This is a genomic window from Ferruginibacter sp., assembly GCF_049840995.1.
In the GTDB taxonomy this organism is placed as follows: domain Bacteria; phylum Bacteroidota; class Bacteroidia; order Chitinophagales; family Chitinophagaceae; genus Ferruginibacter.
In genome coordinates, this window is the sequence record NZ_JASGIP010000003.1 from 456,557 (window position 1) to 476,872 (window position 20,316).

20 protein-coding genes and 1 tRNA gene are annotated in these 20,316 nt (G+C 43.3%); 4 read left to right on the forward strand and 17 right to left on the reverse strand.

What is annotated here, in order from left to right:
• Positions 1-193 precede the first annotated feature (193 nt).
• A tRNA-Gln gene (locus tag QM738_RS03495) sits at positions 194-264 on the reverse strand.
• Positions 265-433: 169 nt separating this feature from the next.
• On the opposite strand from QM738_RS03495, the gene QM738_RS03500 reads away from it, so the two are divergent.
• Both QM738_RS03500 and QM738_RS03505 read left to right on the forward strand, forming a co-directional pair.
• Positions 434-1,636: a PAS domain-containing sensor histidine kinase gene (locus tag QM738_RS03500; RefSeq protein WP_462275299.1), complete on the forward strand. Its 1,203-nt coding sequence runs from the start codon at positions 434-436 to the stop codon at positions 1,634-1,636.
• Entirely contained in the window at positions 1,633-2,682 is a 1,050-nt protein-coding gene (locus tag QM738_RS03505) for a response regulator (RefSeq protein ID WP_462275300.1), read from the forward strand. The genes QM738_RS03500 and QM738_RS03505 overlap by 4 nt, the downstream gene beginning before the upstream one ends.
• Here the strand turns inward: QM738_RS03505 and QM738_RS03510 are convergent.
• The 11 genes from QM738_RS03510 to QM738_RS03560 form a co-directional block, all read right to left on the reverse strand.
• Positions 2,679-3,092: a hypothetical protein gene (locus tag QM738_RS03510; RefSeq protein WP_462276715.1), complete on the reverse strand. Its 414-nt coding sequence runs from the start codon at positions 3,090-3,092 to the stop codon at positions 2,679-2,681. The genes QM738_RS03505 and QM738_RS03510 overlap by 4 nt on opposite strands.
• Complete coding sequence (locus QM738_RS03515; protein ID WP_462275301.1) at positions 3,061-3,792, reverse strand: sulfite exporter TauE/SafE family protein; 732 nt, start codon at positions 3,790-3,792, stop codon at positions 3,061-3,063. Before QM738_RS03515 ends, QM738_RS03510 begins: the two co-directional genes overlap by 32 nt.
• Positions 3,792-4,226, reverse strand: a complete 435-nt coding sequence (locus QM738_RS03520) for a FixH family protein (protein WP_462275302.1) — start codon at positions 4,224-4,226, stop codon at positions 3,792-3,794. The genes QM738_RS03515 and QM738_RS03520 overlap by 1 nt, the downstream gene beginning before the upstream one ends.
• Positions 4,227-4,240: 14 nt before the next feature.
• A complete protein-coding gene (gene ccoG, locus QM738_RS03525; RefSeq protein WP_462275303.1) occupies positions 4,241-5,722 on the reverse strand; it encodes a cytochrome c oxidase accessory protein CcoG in 1,482 nt (493 codons plus the stop codon).
• A 9-nt stretch (positions 5,723-5,731) separates the two neighbouring features.
• On the reverse strand, positions 5,732-6,841 hold the full coding sequence (locus QM738_RS03530) for a cbb3-type cytochrome c oxidase N-terminal domain-containing protein (RefSeq protein WP_462275304.1): 1,110 nt from the start codon (positions 6,839-6,841) through the stop codon (positions 5,732-5,734).
• A gap of 58 nt (positions 6,842-6,899) precedes the next feature.
• Positions 6,900-7,091: a CcoQ/FixQ family Cbb3-type cytochrome c oxidase assembly chaperone gene (locus QM738_RS03535; protein WP_462275305.1), complete on the reverse strand. Its 192-nt coding sequence runs from the start codon at positions 7,089-7,091 to the stop codon at positions 6,900-6,902.
• 3 nt (positions 7,092-7,094) lie between these two features.
• Positions 7,095-9,230 (reverse strand): cytochrome-c oxidase, cbb3-type subunit I, encoded by a 2,136-nt coding sequence (ccoN, locus tag QM738_RS03540; RefSeq protein WP_462275306.1) that lies wholly within the window; start codon positions 9,228-9,230, stop codon positions 7,095-7,097.
• Between the two features lie 3 nt (positions 9,231-9,233).
• Positions 9,234-9,425, reverse strand: coding sequence for a cbb3-type cytochrome oxidase assembly protein CcoS (ccoS, locus tag QM738_RS03545; protein ID WP_462275307.1), 192 nt, complete (start codon positions 9,423-9,425; stop codon positions 9,234-9,236).
• Positions 9,426-9,509: 84 nt separating this feature from the next.
• A complete protein-coding gene (locus tag QM738_RS03550) occupies positions 9,510-11,933 on the reverse strand; it encodes a heavy metal translocating P-type ATPase (RefSeq protein WP_462276695.1) in 2,424 nt (807 codons plus the stop codon).
• 100 nt (positions 11,934-12,033) lie between these two features.
• Positions 12,034-12,438: a hypothetical protein gene (locus tag QM738_RS03555; protein WP_462275308.1), complete on the reverse strand. Its 405-nt coding sequence runs from the start codon at positions 12,436-12,438 to the stop codon at positions 12,034-12,036.
• 109 nt (positions 12,439-12,547) lie between these two features.
• The gene (locus QM738_RS03560) at positions 12,548-13,099 is read right to left on the reverse strand and encodes a hypothetical protein (protein WP_462275309.1); all 552 of its coding nucleotides are present in this window, start codon (positions 13,097-13,099) and stop codon (positions 12,548-12,550) included.
• Positions 13,100-13,265: 166 nt separating this feature from the next.
• Between QM738_RS03560 and QM738_RS03565 the strand changes: the two genes are divergently transcribed.
• Positions 13,266-13,883: a Crp/Fnr family transcriptional regulator gene (locus QM738_RS03565; protein ID WP_462275310.1), complete on the forward strand. Its 618-nt coding sequence runs from the start codon at positions 13,266-13,268 to the stop codon at positions 13,881-13,883.
• 155 nt (positions 13,884-14,038) lie between these two features.
• Entirely contained in the window at positions 14,039-14,677 is a 639-nt protein-coding gene (locus QM738_RS03570; RefSeq protein ID WP_462275311.1) for an NAD(P)H-binding protein, read from the forward strand.
• Positions 14,678-14,700: 23 nt separating this feature from the next.
• Here QM738_RS03570 and QM738_RS03575 read toward each other — a convergent pair whose 3' ends face one another.
• The 5 genes from QM738_RS03575 to QM738_RS03595 all read right to left on the reverse strand — a co-directional run bounded on the left by QM738_RS03575 (position 14,701) and on the right by QM738_RS03595 (position 20,316).
• Positions 14,701-15,426 (reverse strand): hypothetical protein, encoded by a 726-nt coding sequence (locus QM738_RS03575; RefSeq protein WP_462275312.1) that lies wholly within the window; start codon positions 15,424-15,426, stop codon positions 14,701-14,703.
• 14 nt (positions 15,427-15,440) lie between these two features.
• Positions 15,441-16,115: a TMEM175 family protein gene (locus tag QM738_RS03580; RefSeq protein WP_462275313.1), complete on the reverse strand. Its 675-nt coding sequence runs from the start codon at positions 16,113-16,115 to the stop codon at positions 15,441-15,443.
• A 40-nt stretch (positions 16,116-16,155) separates the two neighbouring features.
• On the reverse strand, positions 16,156-16,596 hold the full coding sequence (locus QM738_RS03585) for a response regulator (protein ID WP_462275314.1): 441 nt from the start codon (positions 16,594-16,596) through the stop codon (positions 16,156-16,158).
• Between the two features lie 148 nt (positions 16,597-16,744).
• Complete coding sequence (locus tag QM738_RS03590) at positions 16,745-19,036, reverse strand: patatin-like phospholipase family protein (RefSeq protein WP_462275315.1); 2,292 nt, start codon at positions 19,034-19,036, stop codon at positions 16,745-16,747.
• A 104-nt stretch (positions 19,037-19,140) separates the two neighbouring features.
• Positions 19,141-20,316, reverse strand: a complete 1,176-nt coding sequence (locus QM738_RS03595; protein WP_462275316.1) for a trans-sulfuration enzyme family protein — start codon at positions 20,314-20,316, stop codon at positions 19,141-19,143.

Here is a 20,316-nt window from a genome sequence, read left to right on the forward strand (position 1 = left end):
AAGGTATGTTATTAACTGTATTAAAGGAAAGAAAAGGAAAAAATAAATTTCTATATCTCAAAAACTCTTTGGTACTTAGTATTGCATATTTAACCAAGCAAAATATTCAAAACCGTTACTAAAACGTTACTAAATGAAAAGGATGAAACCATATCCAGTTGTACCCGACAAGGTTTCATCCATTTTAGTTAAGTTACCCGACCTGGATTCGAACCAAGACAAGCAGAATCAGAATCTGAGGTGCTACCGTTACACTATCGGGCAATTTCAAAACAGTTACCTGTTAAGGGAGGACAAAGTTACCTGCTTTTCTTTTATTTATCAAACTCCAAAGGTTAAAAAAGGGCGGAGTTGTTAAATAAATATATAAAACCGGCCCCGCAGGTAAAGCGGCTGCGGGTTAACTTTGCAGGCTACAGCATAATTTTACACCATGCAGACTGCGGAAAATATTGACCAGGCGCTTTTTAACCATGCTTCCATGGGCATTGTAGTGGTTAATAGTAAAGGGCTTATCATCACCGTAAACCCCTTTGCCCTCCGGCTTTTTGGGTATACACCCGATGAACTGATCCATAAACCCATCGAGCAGCTCATCCCCTCCCGTTACCATCACAAACATGTGGCACACAGGGATAATTATATCCAGCACCCCAAAAGCCGGCCCATGGGCGTGGGTATGGACCTTTTTGCCGTTACTAAAAATGGTACAGAGCTGGCCGTGGAAGTAAGCCTGGGCAATTATGAAAGCAACGGTGAATCGTACGTGATCGCTTTTATCAGTGATATTTCGGTGCGAAAAAAAGCAGAGGCCGAGATAGCCAAACTGAATGATGAACTGGAAGCCACAGTAGAACAGCGCACCAGGGAACTCACCGATGCCATGCACCAGCTGGAACGATCCAAAGAAGTACTTACCAATGCACTGAATAAAGAAAAAGAACTGAGCGATCTTAAAAGCCGTTTTGTTTCTATGGCTTCGCACGAGTTCCGCACTCCGTTGAGTACGATCCTTTCTTCTGCATCGCTGGTGGCAAAATATACTGAAGGCGACCAGCAGGAAAACAGGAACAAACATATTAACCGCATTAAGAATTCCGTCAATAACCTTACCGACCTGCTAAATGAATTCTTATCCATCGGCAAAATTGAAGACGGTAAGATCAGGGCGCACTACAGCCATTTCAATATTAAAGAATTACTGCAGAACATTTGCACCGAAATGGAAACGCTGGTAAAACCCGGTCAGCAGATACACTACCGGCATAGCGGAGACGAAGCTGTAAACCTGGACCCTTCGCTGTTGAGGAATATCATTTTAAATCTCCTGTCCAATGCTATTAAATTTTCTCCTGATAATGGTGTGATCGACATCAGCAGCACGAACAACACTAAAGAAATTGTTGTGAGGGTAAAAGACAGCGGCATTGGTATTTCTGCCGAAGACCAGGAGCATCTTTTTGAACGTTTTTTCAGGGGTGCCAATGCCACGAATATTTCGGGCACCGGGCTGGGGCTGCATATTGTGGCAAAGTATATGGAACTGATGAATGGCCAGGTATCCTATTCGGGCGAACTGGAAAAAGGCAGCGAGTTTGTGATTAAATTTACCGCAAGTAATGATCAAGTTATATGAAGCATTTGCTACTGATAGAAGATAATGATGAAATAAGGGAGAACACTGCAGAGATACTGCAGCTGGCCGGATATGAAGTAAGTACCGCGGAGAACGGCAAAAAGGGCGTGGAGACTGCATTGCAGAAAAAGCCCGACCTTATTGTATGCGATGTAATGATGCCGGTGCTGGATGGTTATGGTGTGCTGCACCTGATCAATAAAAATCCCGGGCTGGCCGGTATCCCTTTTATTTTTTTAACGGCTAAAGCTGAAAGAAATGATTTCAGGAAAGGGATGGAAATGGGCGCCGATGATTATATCACCAAACCTTTCAGCGATATTGAATTGCTGAATGCCATTGAAAAAAGACTGGCAAAAATCGACCTGTTGAAAAAAGAATACCAGTCGGGCAATACGAATGATACCGCGGCTGAAACAACAGCATATTCTTTACAGGACCTGCTACTGAACGGCAATACCAATAATTTTAAAAAGAAACAGGCGATCTACAACGAGGGCAATCATCCGCTGCGTCTTTTTTATATTGAAAAGGGCAAGGTAAAAACCTTCAAGACCAACGATGATGGCAAGGAACTCACCATCGGGCTTTTTAATGAAGGGGATTTTTTTGGTTATACTGCATTATTTGAAGGATCGGTGTATAAAGAAACTGCAGAAGCTATTGAAGATGCAGAAATAGTTTTGATACCCAAAGAGGATTTTGAAAAATTACTGCATGCGGATGCTGCGCTGCAAAAAAAATTCATCCGGATGTTAGCAAAAGATGTGGCTGAAAAGGAAGAACAATTACTGCACCTTGCTTACAATTCGCTGCGCAAAAGAGTGGCCGATGCGCTGATGACTTTACAGAACAAGTATAAAAAAGAAACTGATAAACATTTTTCTATACAGATATCCCGCGAAGACCTGGCCAATATTGCCGGCACTGCCACAGAATCCCTGATAAGAACACTGGGTGATTTTAAACAGGAAAAACTGGTGGAGATCAAAGACGGGCTGATCACCATCATCAATGAAAAAAAACTGGCCGCTTTACTGAATTAAGCGCCGGAAACTGACAGCAGGAATTTATCAAACTCGTTCTTTAGTTCGTAAAAGCTTTTTTCAAAATACCTGATCTCGTTTCGCAGTTTATTTTGTTTGGCTTCCTGCATTATTACGGGCATATTATTATTGGCAATTTGTATATCCTGTTTCAATTCGTTGATACAATCATCTTTAATGATGAACTGGTTTTGAAAATGTTCTGCCAATGCCAGCGCTTCTTTATCAATCCCCCGGTCCACTGCTTCCGATAACCGTGTTTTTAAAAAAGCCGATTCCTGCCCGAGCGTTTCCAGCAACCGGCTCCACGACAGGTATTCCTGCCTGTGCTGATCGTATCCCGATGTATAACTATTGGTCATCATAACGGCAGGTAATTCATTTTTTATTGATCGTTCCCGGTACTGCATAGCAATTTTGCATCATTACTTTTTCATTATTCATTTTCGGGCTTATATAGGTTATGCCCAATCCCATGCCCCTTATTATCAGCAGGCAGGCCATTAACAGCATTAGCAGCGGGTATGCTTTCCTGATCTTCTGCCGTATGCCGATGCTGATGAAGTTTCCAAAAAATGCCAGCGCCCACATCAATGGCAGTGTGCCCAGGCCAAAGAATGCCATAAATAAGGCGCTTTGCAACAATCCGCCGGTGGCAACAGCTACAGCAGCCGCCATATACACCAGGCCGCAGGGCAGTAAACCATTCAGCAAACCCGTGGCAAATAAAGAACTGTAATGCTGTTTTAAAAATAACTGTCCCAACTGGTGGCGTATGTTTGCAAAAAACTGCTGTACATAATTATTCTTTTTGAAGAAGCTTGTTTTTTTAGGTAGCACAATAAAAACAATGATCACTACTCCCAATACCACAGAAAGCCATTGCTGCACGCCCAACAAGCCCGCCGTTTTACCAATTGTACCCAACAAAAGCCCCAGCACGGTGTAAGTAACCACGCGGCCGCTATTGTATAAAAATGCGCCGAAAAATTTAGCGCTGTAGCTATCACTGCGCAGTGGTAACGATAATGCCAGCGGGCCACACATGCCTATGCAGTGAAAGCTTCCCAGCAAACCCATTGCCATGGCGGCTGTTAGCAGTTGTATCATTATTCAATAAAAATTCTTTTCTTAAAATAATAACTCTTGTTATTCACTACACACTGCACCTGTAATTCATATTGGCCTTTGGCAGTTCCCGCAAGCAGTAGTACTGCCGGTTGATCCTGTACTGTAAAATCTTTCTGCTGGTCCCTGTGTTCATCTGCCGGACAATATAGTGTAATCGTTCCTGTTACTTTATTTGACTGAAAATCTTTCGGAAAAACAACCTGCAGTTCGTTGTTATTGACCTGGTAACTGATACTGCCAGATAAACCTGCAGTCCGTTCAGCCTCATCAATTTTTTCCTGGTATTTTAGTTCTTTGGCATAGTAATCGGTAGTAACAAGGTCCATTTGCTGGCTGGATGATTTGAATACCATAAAAGAAATGCCGGCAACAAAAACCCCATACACGGTAAATATTTTATATCCCCAGTTCATAAATAATTATTTTATCAGTTATAAATTTCAGGACCAATGAATTTGGCTGTGATGGTCTTTATTTTCTTTCCTTTTTCATACATGCCTATCTTCAGTTCGGTCTTCCAGCTTTTAACATCACTGCGATTGAGTTTTACAAAAAACTGCAGGTGGGAATAGTCTTCTTTTTTTACCAGCAGCGTACTACTACCTACGTATTCGATCTCGCCATTGATATTTTCCAGTTTCAGATCAAAGGGTATATCAGCATGTGTTTTATTGGCCAGCTTTAAATTGTACAGGTTGCTGATGCGCCCATCCGGCAGCGAAGTGTAGGTCATGCCCGCTGTACGCATCAGTCTTGCATCCAGGTCGGTGCGGCTTACCAGTAAAAACACCAACAATGCCAGCAACAGGCTTAATACGGCTGTGTATGCTTTTATCCTGGTAGTGAATTTCAGCTGCACTCCTTTGGCAATGCTGTTCTCAGACGCATATCGGATCAGTCCTGCAGGTTTATCAATACTTTTCATGATCGCATCGCAGGCATCGATACAGGCGGTACAGTTGATACATTCCAGCTGCGTACCATTTCGTATATCGATGCCTGTTGGGCACACCCTTACGCAGGCCGCACAATCAATGCAATCGCCCTGCGGGATCATGGCTTCAAATTTTGCTGTGATACTTTTACAGGCACCCTCTTCCTTGCAGTCCACGCATTTGCAGTCGTGGTCGTTCTTCTTTTTTAATTTACCCCTTGGCTCACCGCGTTTATGATCGTACGCCACAACAATAGAGTTCTTATCCAGCAATACACCCTGCAATCTTCCGTAAGGGCAAACAACAATGCAGGCCTGCTCCCGGAACCACCAGTATACAAAGAAAAAAACAGTGGTAAAGATCAATAGGGATACCAGGGTACCAATATGAGCTGCAGGTGTTTGTAAATAGCCCATCAATTCGTCCATACTGATCAGGTAGGCCAGGAAAAAATTGGCAATGATGAACGATAAAGCAAAAAAGATAATGAACTTAACTGCCCGCTTCCGGATCTTTTCTGCATTCCAGGGCATTGCCTTCAGTTGCTTTTGCTTTGCTGCATCACCGTCTATCCAGTATTCTATTTTACGGAATACCATTTCCATAAAAATGGTTTGCGGACAGGCCCAGCCACAGAATATGCGGCCAAACACCACCGTAAATACGATCACGAAAACCACAAAGGCCAGCATGGCAATACCGAAAATGAAAAAATCCTGCGGCCAGAACACCATGCCAAATAAGATGAATTTCCGCTCGATTATATTCAGCATCAGCAATGGCTCGCCATGCAGTTTTATAAATGGCAGCGTAAAGAAAATTACCAGGTAAAGTATACTGAACCTTGTGCGCAGGTTGTATAATCTTCCTTTCGGTTTTTTAGGACTGATAAAATTTCTTTTACCTTCCCTGCTGATGGTGGCTACCGAATCACGAAAGCTGCCCTGTTTGTCCTGTGTAATAGTTTCTTCCATAACGCCTGCTTATTTTTTTATAACAGCAGTATCTTTTACTATTGTTTTTATAGTATCTGCAACAGCTTCTGTAAACAATTCTCCCTGTGGCGCTTTTGCATTTGGGGGATTGCTGCCATGTAATGTTTTAACATAACTGGCTAAAAAACTGATCTCCTTAGGTGTAAAATCATTGGCCCAGGATTGCATGCCTTTATCGGGATAACCATTTTTGATGCTGTGAAAAATATCATTCAGCGATCCTTTATGCAGCCAGTAATCATCGGTAAGATTGGGACCAGCGCCGCCTTCACCGAGTTTACCATGACAGGGCCAGCATTTGGTGGTAAAAATTTCTTTGGCATTGGCAAGCCCTGCAGCATTGGCCATCGGCACGTTATTCTCATCGATCTTATCTTTATTGGCCGCTTCAAAAATTTCTTTTTGTATCCTTGCTGCTTCCATCTCCGCTATATATTCCTGTGTTGGGTTTTTACCATTTCCTAATACGTGAAAATTGAGCAGGTAAATAAAAGCTACCACGACCGTGATATAAAATCCATACTTCCACCAGGGTGGTAAAGCATTGTCGAGTTCTTTGATGCCGTCGTAGTCATGATCCAGTACAAAATCAGCTTCCTGCTCTACCGGAATTGCCTTAGTGAATATTTTCTTATCCAGGTTGGCCCACCATTTTTTAAGGCCGGCCGTTTTTGCAACGGTTTTCTTTTCCGGCAATAGTTCAATATATACCCGGCGGATAGAAAATGCGAGAAACAGGATAGCCAGCACTTCGGTCACGATCACTGTAACAAACATGTAAAAGGTAGTGGAAGATAGGCCGCCGTAATTAGGCACTACGGTTGCGGCTTCTTTTACAGCATCCTGCGCCGAAGCATTGCTGGCGCTAAATGCCAGTAACAATACCAGCACAGTGGTAATGATCTTTGTACCGGCTTTACTTTTTTCCAGCAACTGCCTGCTCAGTACAATCAGTACCTGGCCAAGGCCCCACAGCACAAATGCCAGTACCACCGTCATCACCACTAAAAGTATGGCCAGCATATTATAACCGGAAGTGGTTGTTTTTTCTGTTGCTGTGGCATCCTGCGCCATAGCGGTTGTAATTACTGGGAGCATTGTACAAAGCAGGAATATTTTTTTATTGAAGAAACGGGTAAAACACATACAATTAATTTTATAAGGTTGAGTTAGCAGGTTCATCTTTATCAAAAGGTATACTGGACAATTCCTCCACCCTATCCTTGCCCATTTTTTTTACCAATACCAGCAGCACGATAAAAAATACCAGGAAGATGAATAAGGATATCATAGGATATACATTAGCGTTAGTCATGGTTTCGGTGTATTGCTTGATGAATTTGTACATGGTTTAGTTATTAGTGGTGGCGGTTTTATTTTTATTGATATCAGTTCCCAGGCGCTGTATATAAGCGATCAGGGCGATCACTTCTTTTTTGGAAGAGATGCGGATGCTGTCACTCACCAGGCTGTTGGCGATCTGTTCCGATTGTGTCTTCAGGTCTGCCAGTGCAGTATTCTCAAAACCTTTTTCATAAGGCACTCCCAGTTTGCGCATGGCATTTATTTTTGCAGCGGTATTAGAAACATCCAGGTCGTTCTCCAATAAGAAAGGATATGCAGGCATCACCGAACCTTCGCTCATAGATGATGGCTCCCGGAAATGACGGAAATGCCAGCCATTGGTCTTTTTTAGGTTACCGGTTCCTTCTCTCGCAAGGTCGGGACCGGTACGTTTGCTGCCCCATTGAAAAGGATGATCATATACAAACTCTCCTGCTTTGGAATATTCTCCATAGCGTTCTGTTTCGCTGCGGAAGGGGCGTATCATTTGCGAGTGACAGGTGTAGCATCCTTCCCTTACATAAATATCCCTGCCTTCCAGTTCAAGTGGTGTATAAGGTTGTACGCTGCTGATTGTGGGCACATTGGATTGCACCAAAAATGTTGGCACCAGTTCTATCAATCCACCGATCAGTATCACCACCAGGCTCAGTATCATCAGTTGTACCGGTTTTCTTTCTATCCATCGATGCCAGTGCTCTCCTTTGTGCGGCACATATTCTTTTACCAATGGAGCGGCTTCTGTTTCTTCGTTGGCTACCAGTCTTCCTGCTTTTACTGTTTTATAAAGATTCACCATCATCAGCACCACACCCACCAGGTATAGCGTACCGCCCAATGAACGCATGGCGTAAAATGGTCTCATGTAAGTAACCGTTTCCAGGAAGGTATATTTCAACTGGCCTGCTTCAGTAAACTGTTTCCACATGGCGCTTTGCTGAAAGCCCGCCCAGTACATGGGTACTGCATAAAATAAAATGCCGAGTGTACCCAACCAGAAATGCTGGTTCGCCATTTTTTTAGAGTGCAGGTCAGTTTTAAATATCCTTGGTATGATCCAGTACAGCACGCCAAAGGTGAGCATACCATTCCATCCCAAAGCGCCTACATGCACATGGGCAATGATCCAGTCGGTGTAATGTGCAATGGCGCTTACAGATTTCAGCGACAGCATCGGTCCTTCAAAAGTGGCCATGCCATAGCAGGTTACTGCCACTACCATAAATTTTAATATAACGTCGTCGCGTACCCTGTCCCATGCGCCCCGCAGTGTAAGCAAGCCGTTGATCATTCCGCCCCAGCTGGGGAAGATGAGCATAAAGGAGAATACCACGCCCAGTGATTGCGCCCAGTTGGGCAATGCAGTGTATAACAAATGGTGCGGCCCAGCCCAGATGTATAAGAATATCAGCGCCCAAAAGTGAATGATAGAAAGCCGGTAAGAATACACAGGCCTGTTGGCAGCTTTAGGCATAAAGTAATACATCAGGCCGAGGTATGGTGTGGTTAAAAAGAAGGCCACCGCATTGTGCCCGTACCACCATTGCACCAGTGCATCCTGCACACCGGAATACCAGCTGTAACTTTTTAACCAGGTATAAGGCAATTCGCCGGAACGTACTAAATGCAATACTGCAACCGTAACAAATGTGGCAATGTAAAACCAGATGGCAACATATAAGTGCTTCTCCCTTCTTTTAATGATGGTGCCAAACATGTTCCATCCAAATATCACCCAGATAACTGTGATCGCAAGATCTATCGGCCATATCAGCTCCGCATATTCTGCACCCTGCGATAAACCCAATGGCAATGTAATAGCTGCGGCAACAATGATCAGTTGCCATCCCCAGAAATGGATATAACTCAGCTTATCGCTGAACATTCTTGCTTTGCACAGCCGCTGCAGCGAATAGTACACGCCCATAAAAAGGCCATTGCCTACAAAGGCAAAGATCACGGCGTTGGTGTGCAGCGGGCGTATCCTCCCGAAAGAAAAGTATTGTGTAATGTTCAACGCCGGAAAAACCAGTTGCAATGCCACCCACAGGCCTACCAGCATTCCCACGGCTCCCCATACCACTGTGGCGTAAGCAAAATTTCTCACTATCTTATTGTCGTAATAAAATTTTTCTACCTGCATAATTTATTTTTTGGTTTGAGTTAGATCCTGGTCACTGCCGGAAGTATTGTTGGTTTTCGTATCGTCAAAAAGCATTCTTACAGAAGGTGTATAATCGTCATCAAACTGGCCAGACCGCACACTCCATAAAAAAGCGGTGAGAAAGCCGCCTGCCACTACAATGCTGATACCGATCAATATGAATAATGCGCTCAAGCGTTGATTTTTTTATACATTTCAAAAGTAGCCGCAGTTGCTTTTTTAAAAACTGATGTACGTCAAGCGGGTATATGATAGTGATCAGTTGAACCCTTTTAAGCGGGCGCTGATACCGGAGCAAAGGGTTACCAGCAATACAATGCTGATGCTGCTTGCCGGCATTAAAATGGCTGCCACCATGGGCGAGAGAAGGCCCTGTACAGCGAAAGATAATCCAACGATATTGTACAGTACAGACAGTATAAAGCTTGCTGTAACGATCTTTTTTCCGGAACGGGCATAGGCAATGAATTGATCCAGTAAGCATAGTTTTTCACCCTCCAGTATCGCATCGCAGGCGGGTGAGAATTGAGCGGCATTATCACTTACAGCAATGCCCACATCACTTTGCATCAATGCGCCGGCATCATTCAGTCCATCTCCCAGCATCAATACTTTGCTGTTTTTATTATTGTGTTGCCGTAATTGCAGTTTTTGTATGTATTCCAGTTTTTGTTGTGGCGACCGGTTAAAAAGCAAGGGCACATTATTGCCGAATAATTGCTGCAGGTTATTTTTTTCTGCAGCATTATCGCCGGATAATACTGCCATTTTAAAATTCCGGCGATCCAGGTTTTGAATAAGCTTTGTTATCCCGTCGCGGTATTTGTTGTTGATGCCGAATTTCCCTTTGTAAACATTGTTCAGCATTACATGCACATGGGTTCCTGTATCATGCACTGCATTATCATTATCCATAAAATCCGCAGCGCCCATTTTAATATCCATTCCATCTATCGTAGCATGTAACCCTTTACCGGTGTGTTCTTTAAAAGCCTGCACTTTATTACTGCTTTTTACCTGCAGCCATGCAGCGATCATCTTGCTCAGCGGGTGCGATGATTGTGCGGCTGCGGTTTGAACAACGGCCTGCTCTTTTCCTGATAGCATCGTGCCTTTATAACTAATGCCTGCAGCATGGTTTTGCGTGATGGTGCCGGTCTTGTCAAAAACAATGGTATCAATTTTCGCCAGCGATTCTATAACAGCTGCATTTTTCAGGTACATTTTATTTTTTCCAAAAATGCGCAGCATATTACCATAAGTAAATGTGGCGGAAAGTAATAAAGAACAAGGGCACGCAACAATGAGTACGGAAGAAACTGCGGGCAATATTTTTGCAGGATCATTGATCCACCAAAAGATCAGTGTACCAATGGCAACTGTAAACAGCGCCAGTGTAAAATACCGGCTCCAGGGATGAATGAAAGAGCGTTCCTTATTTTTTTTATTATGAAAAACATCGTTATTCCATAATTGCGTGATATAGCTTTGCGATGCTGCGCCTGCCACCCGCAATTCTATGGCGCCGCCCATTTGTTTACCACCAGCATACAATAAGTCGCCTTCCTGCTTTTGCACGGGTATATTTTCGCCACTTACAAAACTGTAATCAATATTGGCTGCGCCGTTCAATAAAACACTGTCGGCAGGTATCATTTCGCCATGGCGTATAATAATGCGGTCGCCTTTTTGCAATTGTGTTACAGGAATACTTTTTTCAGTCCCATTCTTTACCACACTAACGCCTAATGGAAAATAAGAAAGATAGTCCCTGTCGAATGAAAAAGAATCATAGGTCTTATCCTGGAACCACCGGCCTATCAGCATAAAGAACACGATACCGGTACCGGAATCGAGGTAGCCGGCTCCCCTGCCGCTGATGATCTCGTAATAACTGCGTGCATAAGTAACCAGTATGGCCAATGCAATAGGCGCATCGATATTCAAAAACTTTTGGCGGATACCCTTCCATGCAGCAATAAAAAAACCGGAAGCGCTGTACAGTAATACCGGCAGCGATAAAAATAAGTTGAGCCAGGTAAATGTTTCTTTTAACCCTTTTTGTTCAATGTGTCCCGAAGAAAAGTATTCCGGGAAACTCAGCATCATGATATTGGCAAAACAAAAGCCTGCAATGCCAATTTTATAAATGCGTTGCCTGTTAAAACCGTTGCTCTTTTTTTCAACGGTATCTTTTAAACTAATGGAAGGCTCGTAACCAATAAAGGCCAGCAGTTCCACTACTTTGCGCAGCGATATCTTTTGCGGGTCAAATACAATGAATACTTCTTTACGCTGAAAATTGGTTTGCGAACGTATGATACCTGCATCAATGCGATGTAAATTTTCCAGTAAAAAAATGCAGGAAGAGCAATGCATCTGTGGCAACGAAAAAACAATATTGATCTGTGTGGCACTGCTGAACTGCACCAGTTTTTGCTGCACTTCATCATCATCCAGGTAGGCAAAGCGGTCGCTGATAAATTTACCTTTGGCTTTTATTCCCGGATTTTGATCTATGTCATAATACACGCAAAGATCATTTTCATTCAGCAGCAGGAATACCTGCTTGCAACCTTCGCAGCAAAAATGTTTATCATTCAAAACAATATCCTCATCGCTGCAGTTATCACCGCAGTGGTAGCATTGTATTGGTATGGATGTGATCGTTTTTATATTGATTGATTTTAATTAAAAGCAGCCACCATGGCAAGACTACCCGGTGGCTTTAGATAGAAACTATTGAACACTGTCTTTATCTGTTTCCGGATTCGCCCCTCCGTTAAATTCTTTTTGACAGGTACTGCAGAAAATTGCATTTTAGATCGATATAGGTTTTTTCAATGGCGCCAATGCGGTGCCGCAGGATATCCTGTATGCAAAGGGATTCAATATCATCGGTATGCTTTTGCTGAAAACTATTGGTAAGCCTTTGCTGCTGGGCTTTAATGTCTTCTTCCAGTTTTGTCATCTGCATTTGCTGGTGATACAACTGGCTGTACAATATATCCCTGCCATTATTTTCGTTTTGTTGGCGTTGTTCGCTTATGCAGCTGCCTCCTGCCATCAGCATGTCTTTCCACACCGGTATTTCACTCACCTGCTGGCTGATACTGCTTTGCCAGCTTTTATTTTCCATGCTGAACAATTGGTAGGTGGCATGGTCCAGCTCATAATAGTTTTCCATTGTGCCGATTTTTATAGCTCAAAGATGGCAATACAATAGCTGTGGAACAATGACGACCGTCAAATGGGAAGATGATAATTATCAGTAAAATAAAAAGGAATGGGAGCGGTTACGCCATGTTCAGTAAATGCGCCAGCTCCTGCCGGAGTTTTTCAATGTCTGTGTAAACAGAGTAACCATATATAAGCCGGTATTTTTTTTGGCTGTCTACCAGGTACAATCCATAAGAGGTGATATCATCGGTTATCCAGTAATTCCTGTTGCTGGCTTCTAAAGTACAGCCTTCAAAAGAGTATTGTGCAGCCTTTTTCAATACCGTTCTATTTACAAGATCAAATTGCACCCTGAATTTTATTCTTGTCCAATAATTCAATGCTGCAAGCACAAGGCAGATAAAATAGATTCCCGTTAATTGAAGTGCAGGATCATATTTATTTGTACCTATAAAAAATGTAAAGCAGGTCAGAATAAAAAAATAATTTGTTGAAGACATAATAGCTGTAAAGCGGTTCTTTTGCAGGATCACTTTATTTTCTGAAAGAACAAGTGTAAAAGAATGTATCTTCTTATACTTATGATACAAGGTTGAAAATATAGTTACCACAGCTGTCATAATAAGACCAGCCCAAAAACAGTACATCCCTATTTCTACATTATTCATTGCTGGTTGCTTATTGTGTATATCTTAAAGGTACAAAAGTACATGCCAAGTTTCCCTTGAGTTCAACAATTGTGAATGGAGTTGCTTTATCACTGAACGAAATGTTCTGTAACGGGCGGCAATGAATACTTATATTTGTCAACAATAAGCATTTGTTTATTACAATATGGCAAAGATCACTGACAAGCCGGTATCTGATCCTGGCACAGCAATTTTTACAGCGTCGGTAAAATCCATTTGCCCCGGCATTGCTGATGCTGAACTTGCGCAGTTTGCTTTAAAAACCAATTCTAAAGAATTAAAAAAGAAAGAGCTTTTTCTGCAGGCAGGAAAAGTGCAAAAAGCGATCGGGTTTATTGCAAAGGGTTTGGTGCGTTCTTTTTTTATTGATGATGAAGGCAATGAAATAACCGTGGGTTTTTATGCTGAGGCGGATTATGCCACACATTATGCCGCGTTCATCACGCAACAACCCAGCCGCTATTCCATTCAATGCCTGGAGCCTACCACCATGATCTGCCTTTCATTTGAAGACATGCAATGGGTGTACCAACAGTTACCGGGTTTTGAAAAATACGGCCGCCTGGTTGCCGAAGAGATCTTAAAAAGGCAGCAGGCACGTATTGAAAGTTTTATATTTCAAACCGCTGAAGAACGCTATCTTGATTTTGTGGAACAGCATCCCACTTTATTCAACCGGGTTTCCCTTTCGCAACTTTGCAGTTTCCTCGGTATAGAAAGACAAACACTCACCCGCATCCGGCAAAAATTAGCCCACCAGTGATCTTTTGACATATTTGTGCCAGGTGCGCCACTCATTTAATCTGCAGCTTTGCAGTAATAAGAACAAAGAACAGGCAGATCAAAAAATTAATACCGCACTTCATTTTAAAGTTTGTAAAGTATAATTATGTTTACCTGGTAATTAAAAAAACAACCATGAAAGCGCTGATCATTGGAGCCACCGGTGCTACCGGTAAAGACCTCATAAACGTTTTGTTGCAGGACCCGCAATACACCACTGTTGTGCTATTTGTACGCCGCTCTGCAGGGATCTCTCATCCCAAATTGCAGGAGATCATTGCTGATTTTGACAACCTCGAAGAAGTGTCGCCGTTCATCAATGGTGCTGTTTGGTTCTCCTGTCTGGGCACTACTTTAAAAACAGCCGGCTCCAAAGAAAAACAGCGGCATATCGATTACGAGATCCCCTTACAGTTTGCAACCATCGCCAAACAAAACGGCATTCCCTGTGCAGTACTGCTGTCTGCTTATGGTGCTGCGGCCAGCAGCAGGGTATTTTATTCTAAAATAAAAGGCGAGCTGGAAGATACAATCGGCGAACTTGCATTTCCTTCCTTTATCATATTCAAACCGGGGCTGCTGCTCCGCACCAATACCGACCGTGCTGGTGAACGCCGCATTGCAGGCATTTTAAAATTTGTAAACAATATCGGTTTGTTCAAAAAGTTCAGGCCCATGCCCACTGCTACGCTTGCTGAAAAAATGGCAAAGGCACCGAAAGTTTTACAAGAGGGAAAACATGTTATTGAACTGGAAAAGATATTTGCATTCTGACAGGTTGAAAACGGTTTTATTGTTCAATGCCCTCCCAGCAACTTTTTGGCTGCCGGGGTATCTGCAAAACGTTTGAATAGATCGTCCAACTCTTTAGTGGTCACCAACGGATCATAACCGATCTCTAAAAAAAAGACCCTGAGCATTGAATAGCCATAATAAATTATCCCGGATGGTTCCGGATCGGCCAATTGCTTTGACAGACTATCTTCTACCGAGCGTAGATGAATGATCTTGCCGACATATATCTCAAAATCCGGCGCTGTCATTGTATTGATCTTCTTGAGTTTTTTAAATTGCTCCATCTCTGCCTGGCTATACAAATTAAATCCGTACTTATCCGTAACATCATGATCAATGTATTGCTGCACACTATCCATATTTGTGAATAGTTTTTCAGTTGAGTTGATCACAAAGAGCATTTCTTTACCCGGTCGCACTATCCTGAAAGTATTCACCCGTATTTGATTCGCAGTATCATCGTCCGTTCGCAGGCATACATAGGTATTGCCATTCGCCTTTGCTGAATGCGTTATACGTTGCACCTGCTCCCTACCCGGTTCTCTCTCACTAAGGTCCCAGTTAAGTTGTTTTGTAATGATCCTGTCTTTGGAAAATTCTAACCCCACCACCCTGTTCCGGGAGAACATGTACCATTTGCCCTGCAGCTCATTTTCTTCCGTTTGCCCAACACTTTTAAAGCAAAAAACAAATAAGAGGGTGATGGTTATAAAATAATGCTTATGCATTGAAGTTTATTGGTTTATTGGTTTACGGTATTTTCATTAGCATCGTTATTTCTTTTTGCCTTTACATCTTTATGCCTTTGTCTTGCAACATAAATGGTGGCAAAAAAGAAAACAGGCACTTTAAAAAACAACAGGAAGAAAGCAATTTTAGGTACAAAAAAACTCAATACAATGCACAGCAAACCATTGATCATATCCAGGTTGAACATGATGCGGAAGCGCTGGCGTTCCTCATCCGGTAATTTTTCTGTATCAATAAAATCAGGCTTTATATCTGCACTGTCCCAGATGGCATTCTGGCAAACTGATAAAGCAAAAATATTGAGGCTGTATAAAAACACTGCAGCAGGGTCGCCAAAGTGTGTACCTAAGAGGCTGGTGGCAAATGGCAGCGTAACAATAAAGAATACCCAGGCAATATTATAACTCATCGTGCGGTCCGTCATCTTATGTATATACGTATACATCTGGTGATGGGTGCGCCAGAAGCTGGCAATATTGATAAAGGAAAGAATGAAGGAAATATAATTTTTCCAGGGCAGCAGCAGGTCGTTAAAAGTAAGATGATGTCCTTCAGGAAGATTCAGCCTCAGGTCGAGCGCCAGCAATGTAATGGCAATTGCAACTATTGCATCGCTGAAGAACAATACCCGTTCAAAAGGAATTTCTTTTTTGTTTATATGCTTCATGCCTTATTGCCTGGTACAATAAAGATACGCCAACTTAAAACTATACGACTGTTCTTACATAAGATGCCCGGTTCCGTTGCAACAGGTGCTGCCTCCAGTTGCCTGTAAAAATATTTTTCAGCAATACCACCAGGTCGTCCGTACGAAAAGGTTTGACGGTGAACAGGCTGGCCCCCGACTCAAAAGTTTCTTCTATATCCGACACATGATCGGAAGTGCTGAGCATTATTACCGGGATGCTGTCAAAACGTTGTTCTGCCCTGATGTTTTTGAGGCATTCTTTGCCATTCATACCGGCCATATTGATATCCAGGAAAATAATTTCGGGAGTAATGGTTTCCAGTTTACGTAAACATTCAGCGCCATCTGCAGCATGCACAATGTTGGCATCAATGCCGGCTTTATGCATTGCCCGGGAAAATAAGGTACGGTCATCCTGGTCGTCGTCAACATGCAGAACCAGTATCGGAATTGCTGACATGAATAAAATTTTTAAGCGCAGGCGAAGATATTGAATTTAAGCGTACAAAATAAAGCAGCGGCTTACCCTTGCACCGCCGGCAATCATTGCGGGTAGCCTCCACTGCTTTGACACACACAGGGCAATAATCCTGCCTGTTTTTTAATCATTACCTGTGACTGAGATCATTGAAAGCCCGTAAAAAAGCAGGAATATTATTTTCACCAGGCTTCAACTGGTTGTTATCATCAATTGCTTTTTCCATATAATGCAGTGCCAGCCCCGATATCTGCCAGCCCAACGGCAGCACAGGATTAACGGGTTCGGTACGATCTACTCCAAAAATATTCGTACCGGTTTCACTGAATTTTGTAGCCTGCGGATAAAATAAAAAATATTTAGATCCGAATGCAAACCGGTTGATCGAGTCGGCTTTGGCAGTAGCCCCGGCAAGCCCTGCATTGATCACCATATTTACAGGCGCTGTTAACTGGTTCACTGTTTTCCGCTCTTCCACTATTTTATTGGTTACCGGTGTATTTTTAATTGATATGCAGATAATGGGAAACTGCCCCTTATTGCCTCCCAGCGAATCCTGTATCACCCGGTCCAGCAGGGTTTTTACAGCAAAATTCGTTTCTGCGCCGGAATTTTCTTTTACGCCCCCATCCACAAAATAACGGCCGCTTACTCCTACCTCGCCTGCAGGGCTTACATAAGGAAAACGGGCGCTCATAAAGGCTGCTGTGCTCAGCTTCATACTGGTACCGGGTTCCATCAGTCTTTTCACCAGTTCATCGCCCATAAAATCTACCGAACTCAATTCTACCGGTGCAATAATGCCTTTATTGCCATGCGTGGTCTCGGAAGAGTTGGAAAATAATAAAGGTGTTTTGTAACTGTTGGCAGGATCACTCCAGGTAGCAAAAAAATCCTGTCCATACACCGGCGATCCAAAACAGTTCTCATAAGCTTTTTCCCAACAGGTGGTCTGCAATACAGCACGGTCACGGAAACGGTTACCCGGAATTACACTGTACAGCACATCATTGCCCAGCAGACCCACCAGGTCGGCTGTGAGGTAATCATAATCCGAAAAGAAATCATGGTATTTCAGGTCTTTTTCCCTGTATGAAGTGATCGCTTTGAACTGTTCATTAAATCCATTGGCACAAAGTACCGATGAGCCGATCGTGCCGCCTGAAGCGCCGGAATAACAAAAAACATGCTGCTGAAAAGCGCCACCGGTCAGGGAATCCAGCCGGTTTACCAGCAGGCAGGTCCAAGCAGCCGCACGTATACCACCACCATAGGAGTTGATCAATATTATCGGGTAGGCCTTGGCGGTATCTCCCTGCAATGCGGCCTGCCGGGAGCGCAACCATCCCGCCATATATGTTCTTAGTGTTGGCGCAGGCTGTGCATTTTGCGCCGGGGTGATCTTTTGTACCCGGTGAAAATATTCCGGGTTCCAGTGCACCAACGCCAGCATTACCAGCAGTGCAACGGCCATATAATTCCGCTGATGGCGCTTGCTCATGTAACGCACCAGTGTGAGTATCACTACATAAAAAGTAACCCCGCAAAAAACTATGGAAAGCGTATAGCGGTAAGATGCTGCAAAAACAATATTGAAACCGTTGCAGATCATCATTACAATAAACACCAGCGCTGCAATGCCCGCCAGTATCCATACCAGCCTGTTGATCGTTTTATCACTGAAAAGCCAGCAGATCAGTTTTACATGCGATTGCTCCACTATGAGCCAGCGGGTGCTGGTAAGCATGGCAAAAAGCAGCCCGTAGCTGGTAAAGCCCAGCCATATAAAGAACTGGCTGGAAGGCAGCCCATAGTTAAAAGGCCAGAAAATAAAAGGCAATAAAGCAAGGAACCCGCAAATGATGGCATAGGCCCAGTTACCTTTGGGGCTTTTGAGCAACCATTGATAAAAACGCAGGAACCAGTCGTTCCACAAAGCAATACCTACCAGCCCGGTTGTACAAAGCAGGTACGCGGTAGCGTTAGGATTATAGCGGTACCAGTCATTGGCACCTTCCACATACACATTGTATTTATTCATGGCTTTGATGATGCCATAAGCCGGCAGGAACCAGGTAAGCACACCAAATAGCCGCGGAACGATCCTTTCATAAACCGGGCCATGCACCGGGGATGAGAATTCACCCTTGAACAGGTCGGTCCACCGGGGTAGTTTAAGTGCCCTGTCGCTGAAAAACTTGGGGAACTGCCAATGCACCAGCGACATGATACCCAATAAAAAATACAAACTGAGCGGCCCGCCGAAACGGAGGTTGAGATTGATCATCATATCCTGCCCCTGGTCGGATACGCCGATGATAAAATAGATCAGCAGCAGGGAGATCACATTCAGGAAATTGTTGCTTAATACTTGCAGGATGATCGTCAGCACTTCGATGCATCCCCTGATAAACCAACGCATGGGAAAGGTTTTGGTTATTACAAACCTATTATTTTTAAAAATGATATCATAGCGTGGAAATACGGATTTTTTGGGTGGGAATACGCCTCCTGGCCGGCGATCTTTTAAATATTATCCCCTTGCATTTTTTCAAAAGCCTGTGCCAGGTCTTTTATCAAATAATCAGCATCTTCCAGGCCAACATAAATGCGCAGCATGCGGTGCTCTTTATTGCTGCTGTCAAAATCTTCGTGTTGGATGCCGGAGCATTTAGGTATAATGAGGCTTTCATGGCCGCCCCAGCTTACCGCCATAAAAAAATGTTGCAGGCTTTCGCAGAATTTTTCTATCTGCAAAATGTTGTCTGCTTTTATAATAAATGTAAATAAGCCGCAGGCGCCGCTCATTTGTTGTTTGGCTAATTGATACTGCGGAAAATCTTCATCAAAAGGAAAGATCACTTTCTCTACTGTAGGATGTGATTTTAAATAAGTCACAACTTTGTTCGTAGAAACCGTGATACGATCCAGTCTTGCAGGCAATGTCCTCAATCCTCTTAATAAAAGCCAGGCATTGAAAGGTTGTATACCGCTGCCGATATTCATGTACTCGCTGTTGAAAATGCGTTCGATCATTTCTTTTTTACCACTCAGTACGCCACCCAAAGTATCACTGTGGCCACTGATATACTTGGTGGCTGTCTGCATCGCAAGGTCAATGCCGTACTCGATCGGTTTTTGAAATAAAGGCGTGCAGTAACTGTTGTCGATAATGGTGGTGATACCTTCTGCCTTTGCCAGCTCTGCAACAGCTTTCAGGTCCTGCAGTTTATAATCCCAGCTGTTGGGGCTTTCCAGGTAAATTAAGGTGGTGTTAGGCAAAATAGCCCGTTCAAAATTCTCAATACTGGTGCCATCAATATACGTGGTGCTTACATTAAAGCGGGGCAGAATATCATTGCACATCTTCTGCGTCCAGGTATAAGGCTTGTCTACACATACAATATGATCGCCGCTTTTTACATTGGCCAGTATGGCTGCAAAAGTGGCGGCAGCGCCATTGTTAAAAACCAGGCAATCTTCCGCACCATCCAGTGCCGCTAATTTTTTTCTTAAAATATCTACCGTAGGGTTACGGCCGCGGCTGTATAAATAAGTGGAGTATTCATCAGCAAAGGCTTTGCGCATGGCATCCACCGTATTAAAAACAAAATTGCTGGTTTGCATGATAGGAGGAGCAACCGCGTTGAAATAATGCTCCCGTTCTTCTGCAAATTCATTGATGATATAAGAAATGTCCAT

Bases quoted from the DNA above. Each gene is read 5' to 3' on its own strand.
- QM738_RS03500 (WP_462275299.1), top strand. From the start codon at position 434: ATGCAGACTGCGGAAAATATTGACCAGGCGCTTTTTAACCATGCTTCC.
- QM738_RS03505 (WP_462275300.1), top strand. From the start codon at position 1,633: ATGAAGCATTTGCTACTGATAGAAGATAATGATGAAATAAGGGAGAAC.
- QM738_RS03510 (WP_462276715.1), bottom strand. From the start codon at position 3,092: ATGCAGTACCGGGAACGATCAATAAAAAATGAATTACCTGCCGTTATG.
- QM738_RS03515 (WP_462275301.1), bottom strand. From the start codon at position 3,792: ATGATACAACTGCTAACAGCCGCCATGGCAATGGGTTTGCTGGGAAGC.
- QM738_RS03520 (WP_462275302.1), bottom strand. From the start codon at position 4,226: ATGAACTGGGGATATAAAATATTTACCGTGTATGGGGTTTTTGTTGCC.
- ccoG (WP_462275303.1), bottom strand. From the start codon at position 5,722: ATGGAAGAAACTATTACACAGGACAAACAGGGCAGCTTTCGTGATTCG.
- QM738_RS03530 (WP_462275304.1), bottom strand. From the start codon at position 6,841: ATGCTCCCAGTAATTACAACCGCTATGGCGCAGGATGCCACAGCAACA.
- QM738_RS03535 (WP_462275305.1), bottom strand. From the start codon at position 7,091: ATGTACAAATTCATCAAGCAATACACCGAAACCATGACTAACGCTAAT.
- ccoN (WP_462275306.1), bottom strand. From the start codon at position 9,230: ATGCAGGTAGAAAAATTTTATTACGACAATAAGATAGTGAGAAATTTT.
- QM738_RS03555 (WP_462275308.1), bottom strand. From the start codon at position 12,438: ATGGAAAACTATTATGAGCTGGACCATGCCACCTACCAATTGTTCAGC.
- QM738_RS03560 (WP_462275309.1), bottom strand. From the start codon at position 13,099: ATGAATAATGTAGAAATAGGGATGTACTGTTTTTGGGCTGGTCTTATT.
- QM738_RS03565 (WP_462275310.1), top strand. From the start codon at position 13,266: ATGGCAAAGATCACTGACAAGCCGGTATCTGATCCTGGCACAGCAATT.
- QM738_RS03570 (WP_462275311.1), top strand. From the start codon at position 14,039: ATGAAAGCGCTGATCATTGGAGCCACCGGTGCTACCGGTAAAGACCTC.
- QM738_RS03575 (WP_462275312.1), bottom strand. From the start codon at position 15,426: ATGCATAAGCATTATTTTATAACCATCACCCTCTTATTTGTTTTTTGC.
- QM738_RS03580 (WP_462275313.1), bottom strand. From the start codon at position 16,115: ATGAAGCATATAAACAAAAAAGAAATTCCTTTTGAACGGGTATTGTTC.
- QM738_RS03585 (WP_462275314.1), bottom strand. From the start codon at position 16,596: ATGTCAGCAATTCCGATACTGGTTCTGCATGTTGACGACGACCAGGAT.
- QM738_RS03590 (WP_462275315.1), bottom strand. From the start codon at position 19,036: ATGCGTTGGTTTATCAGGGGATGCATCGAAGTGCTGACGATCATCCTG.
- QM738_RS03595 (WP_462275316.1), bottom strand. From the start codon at position 20,316: ATGGACATTTCTTATATCATCAATGAATTTGCAGAAGAACGGGAGCAT.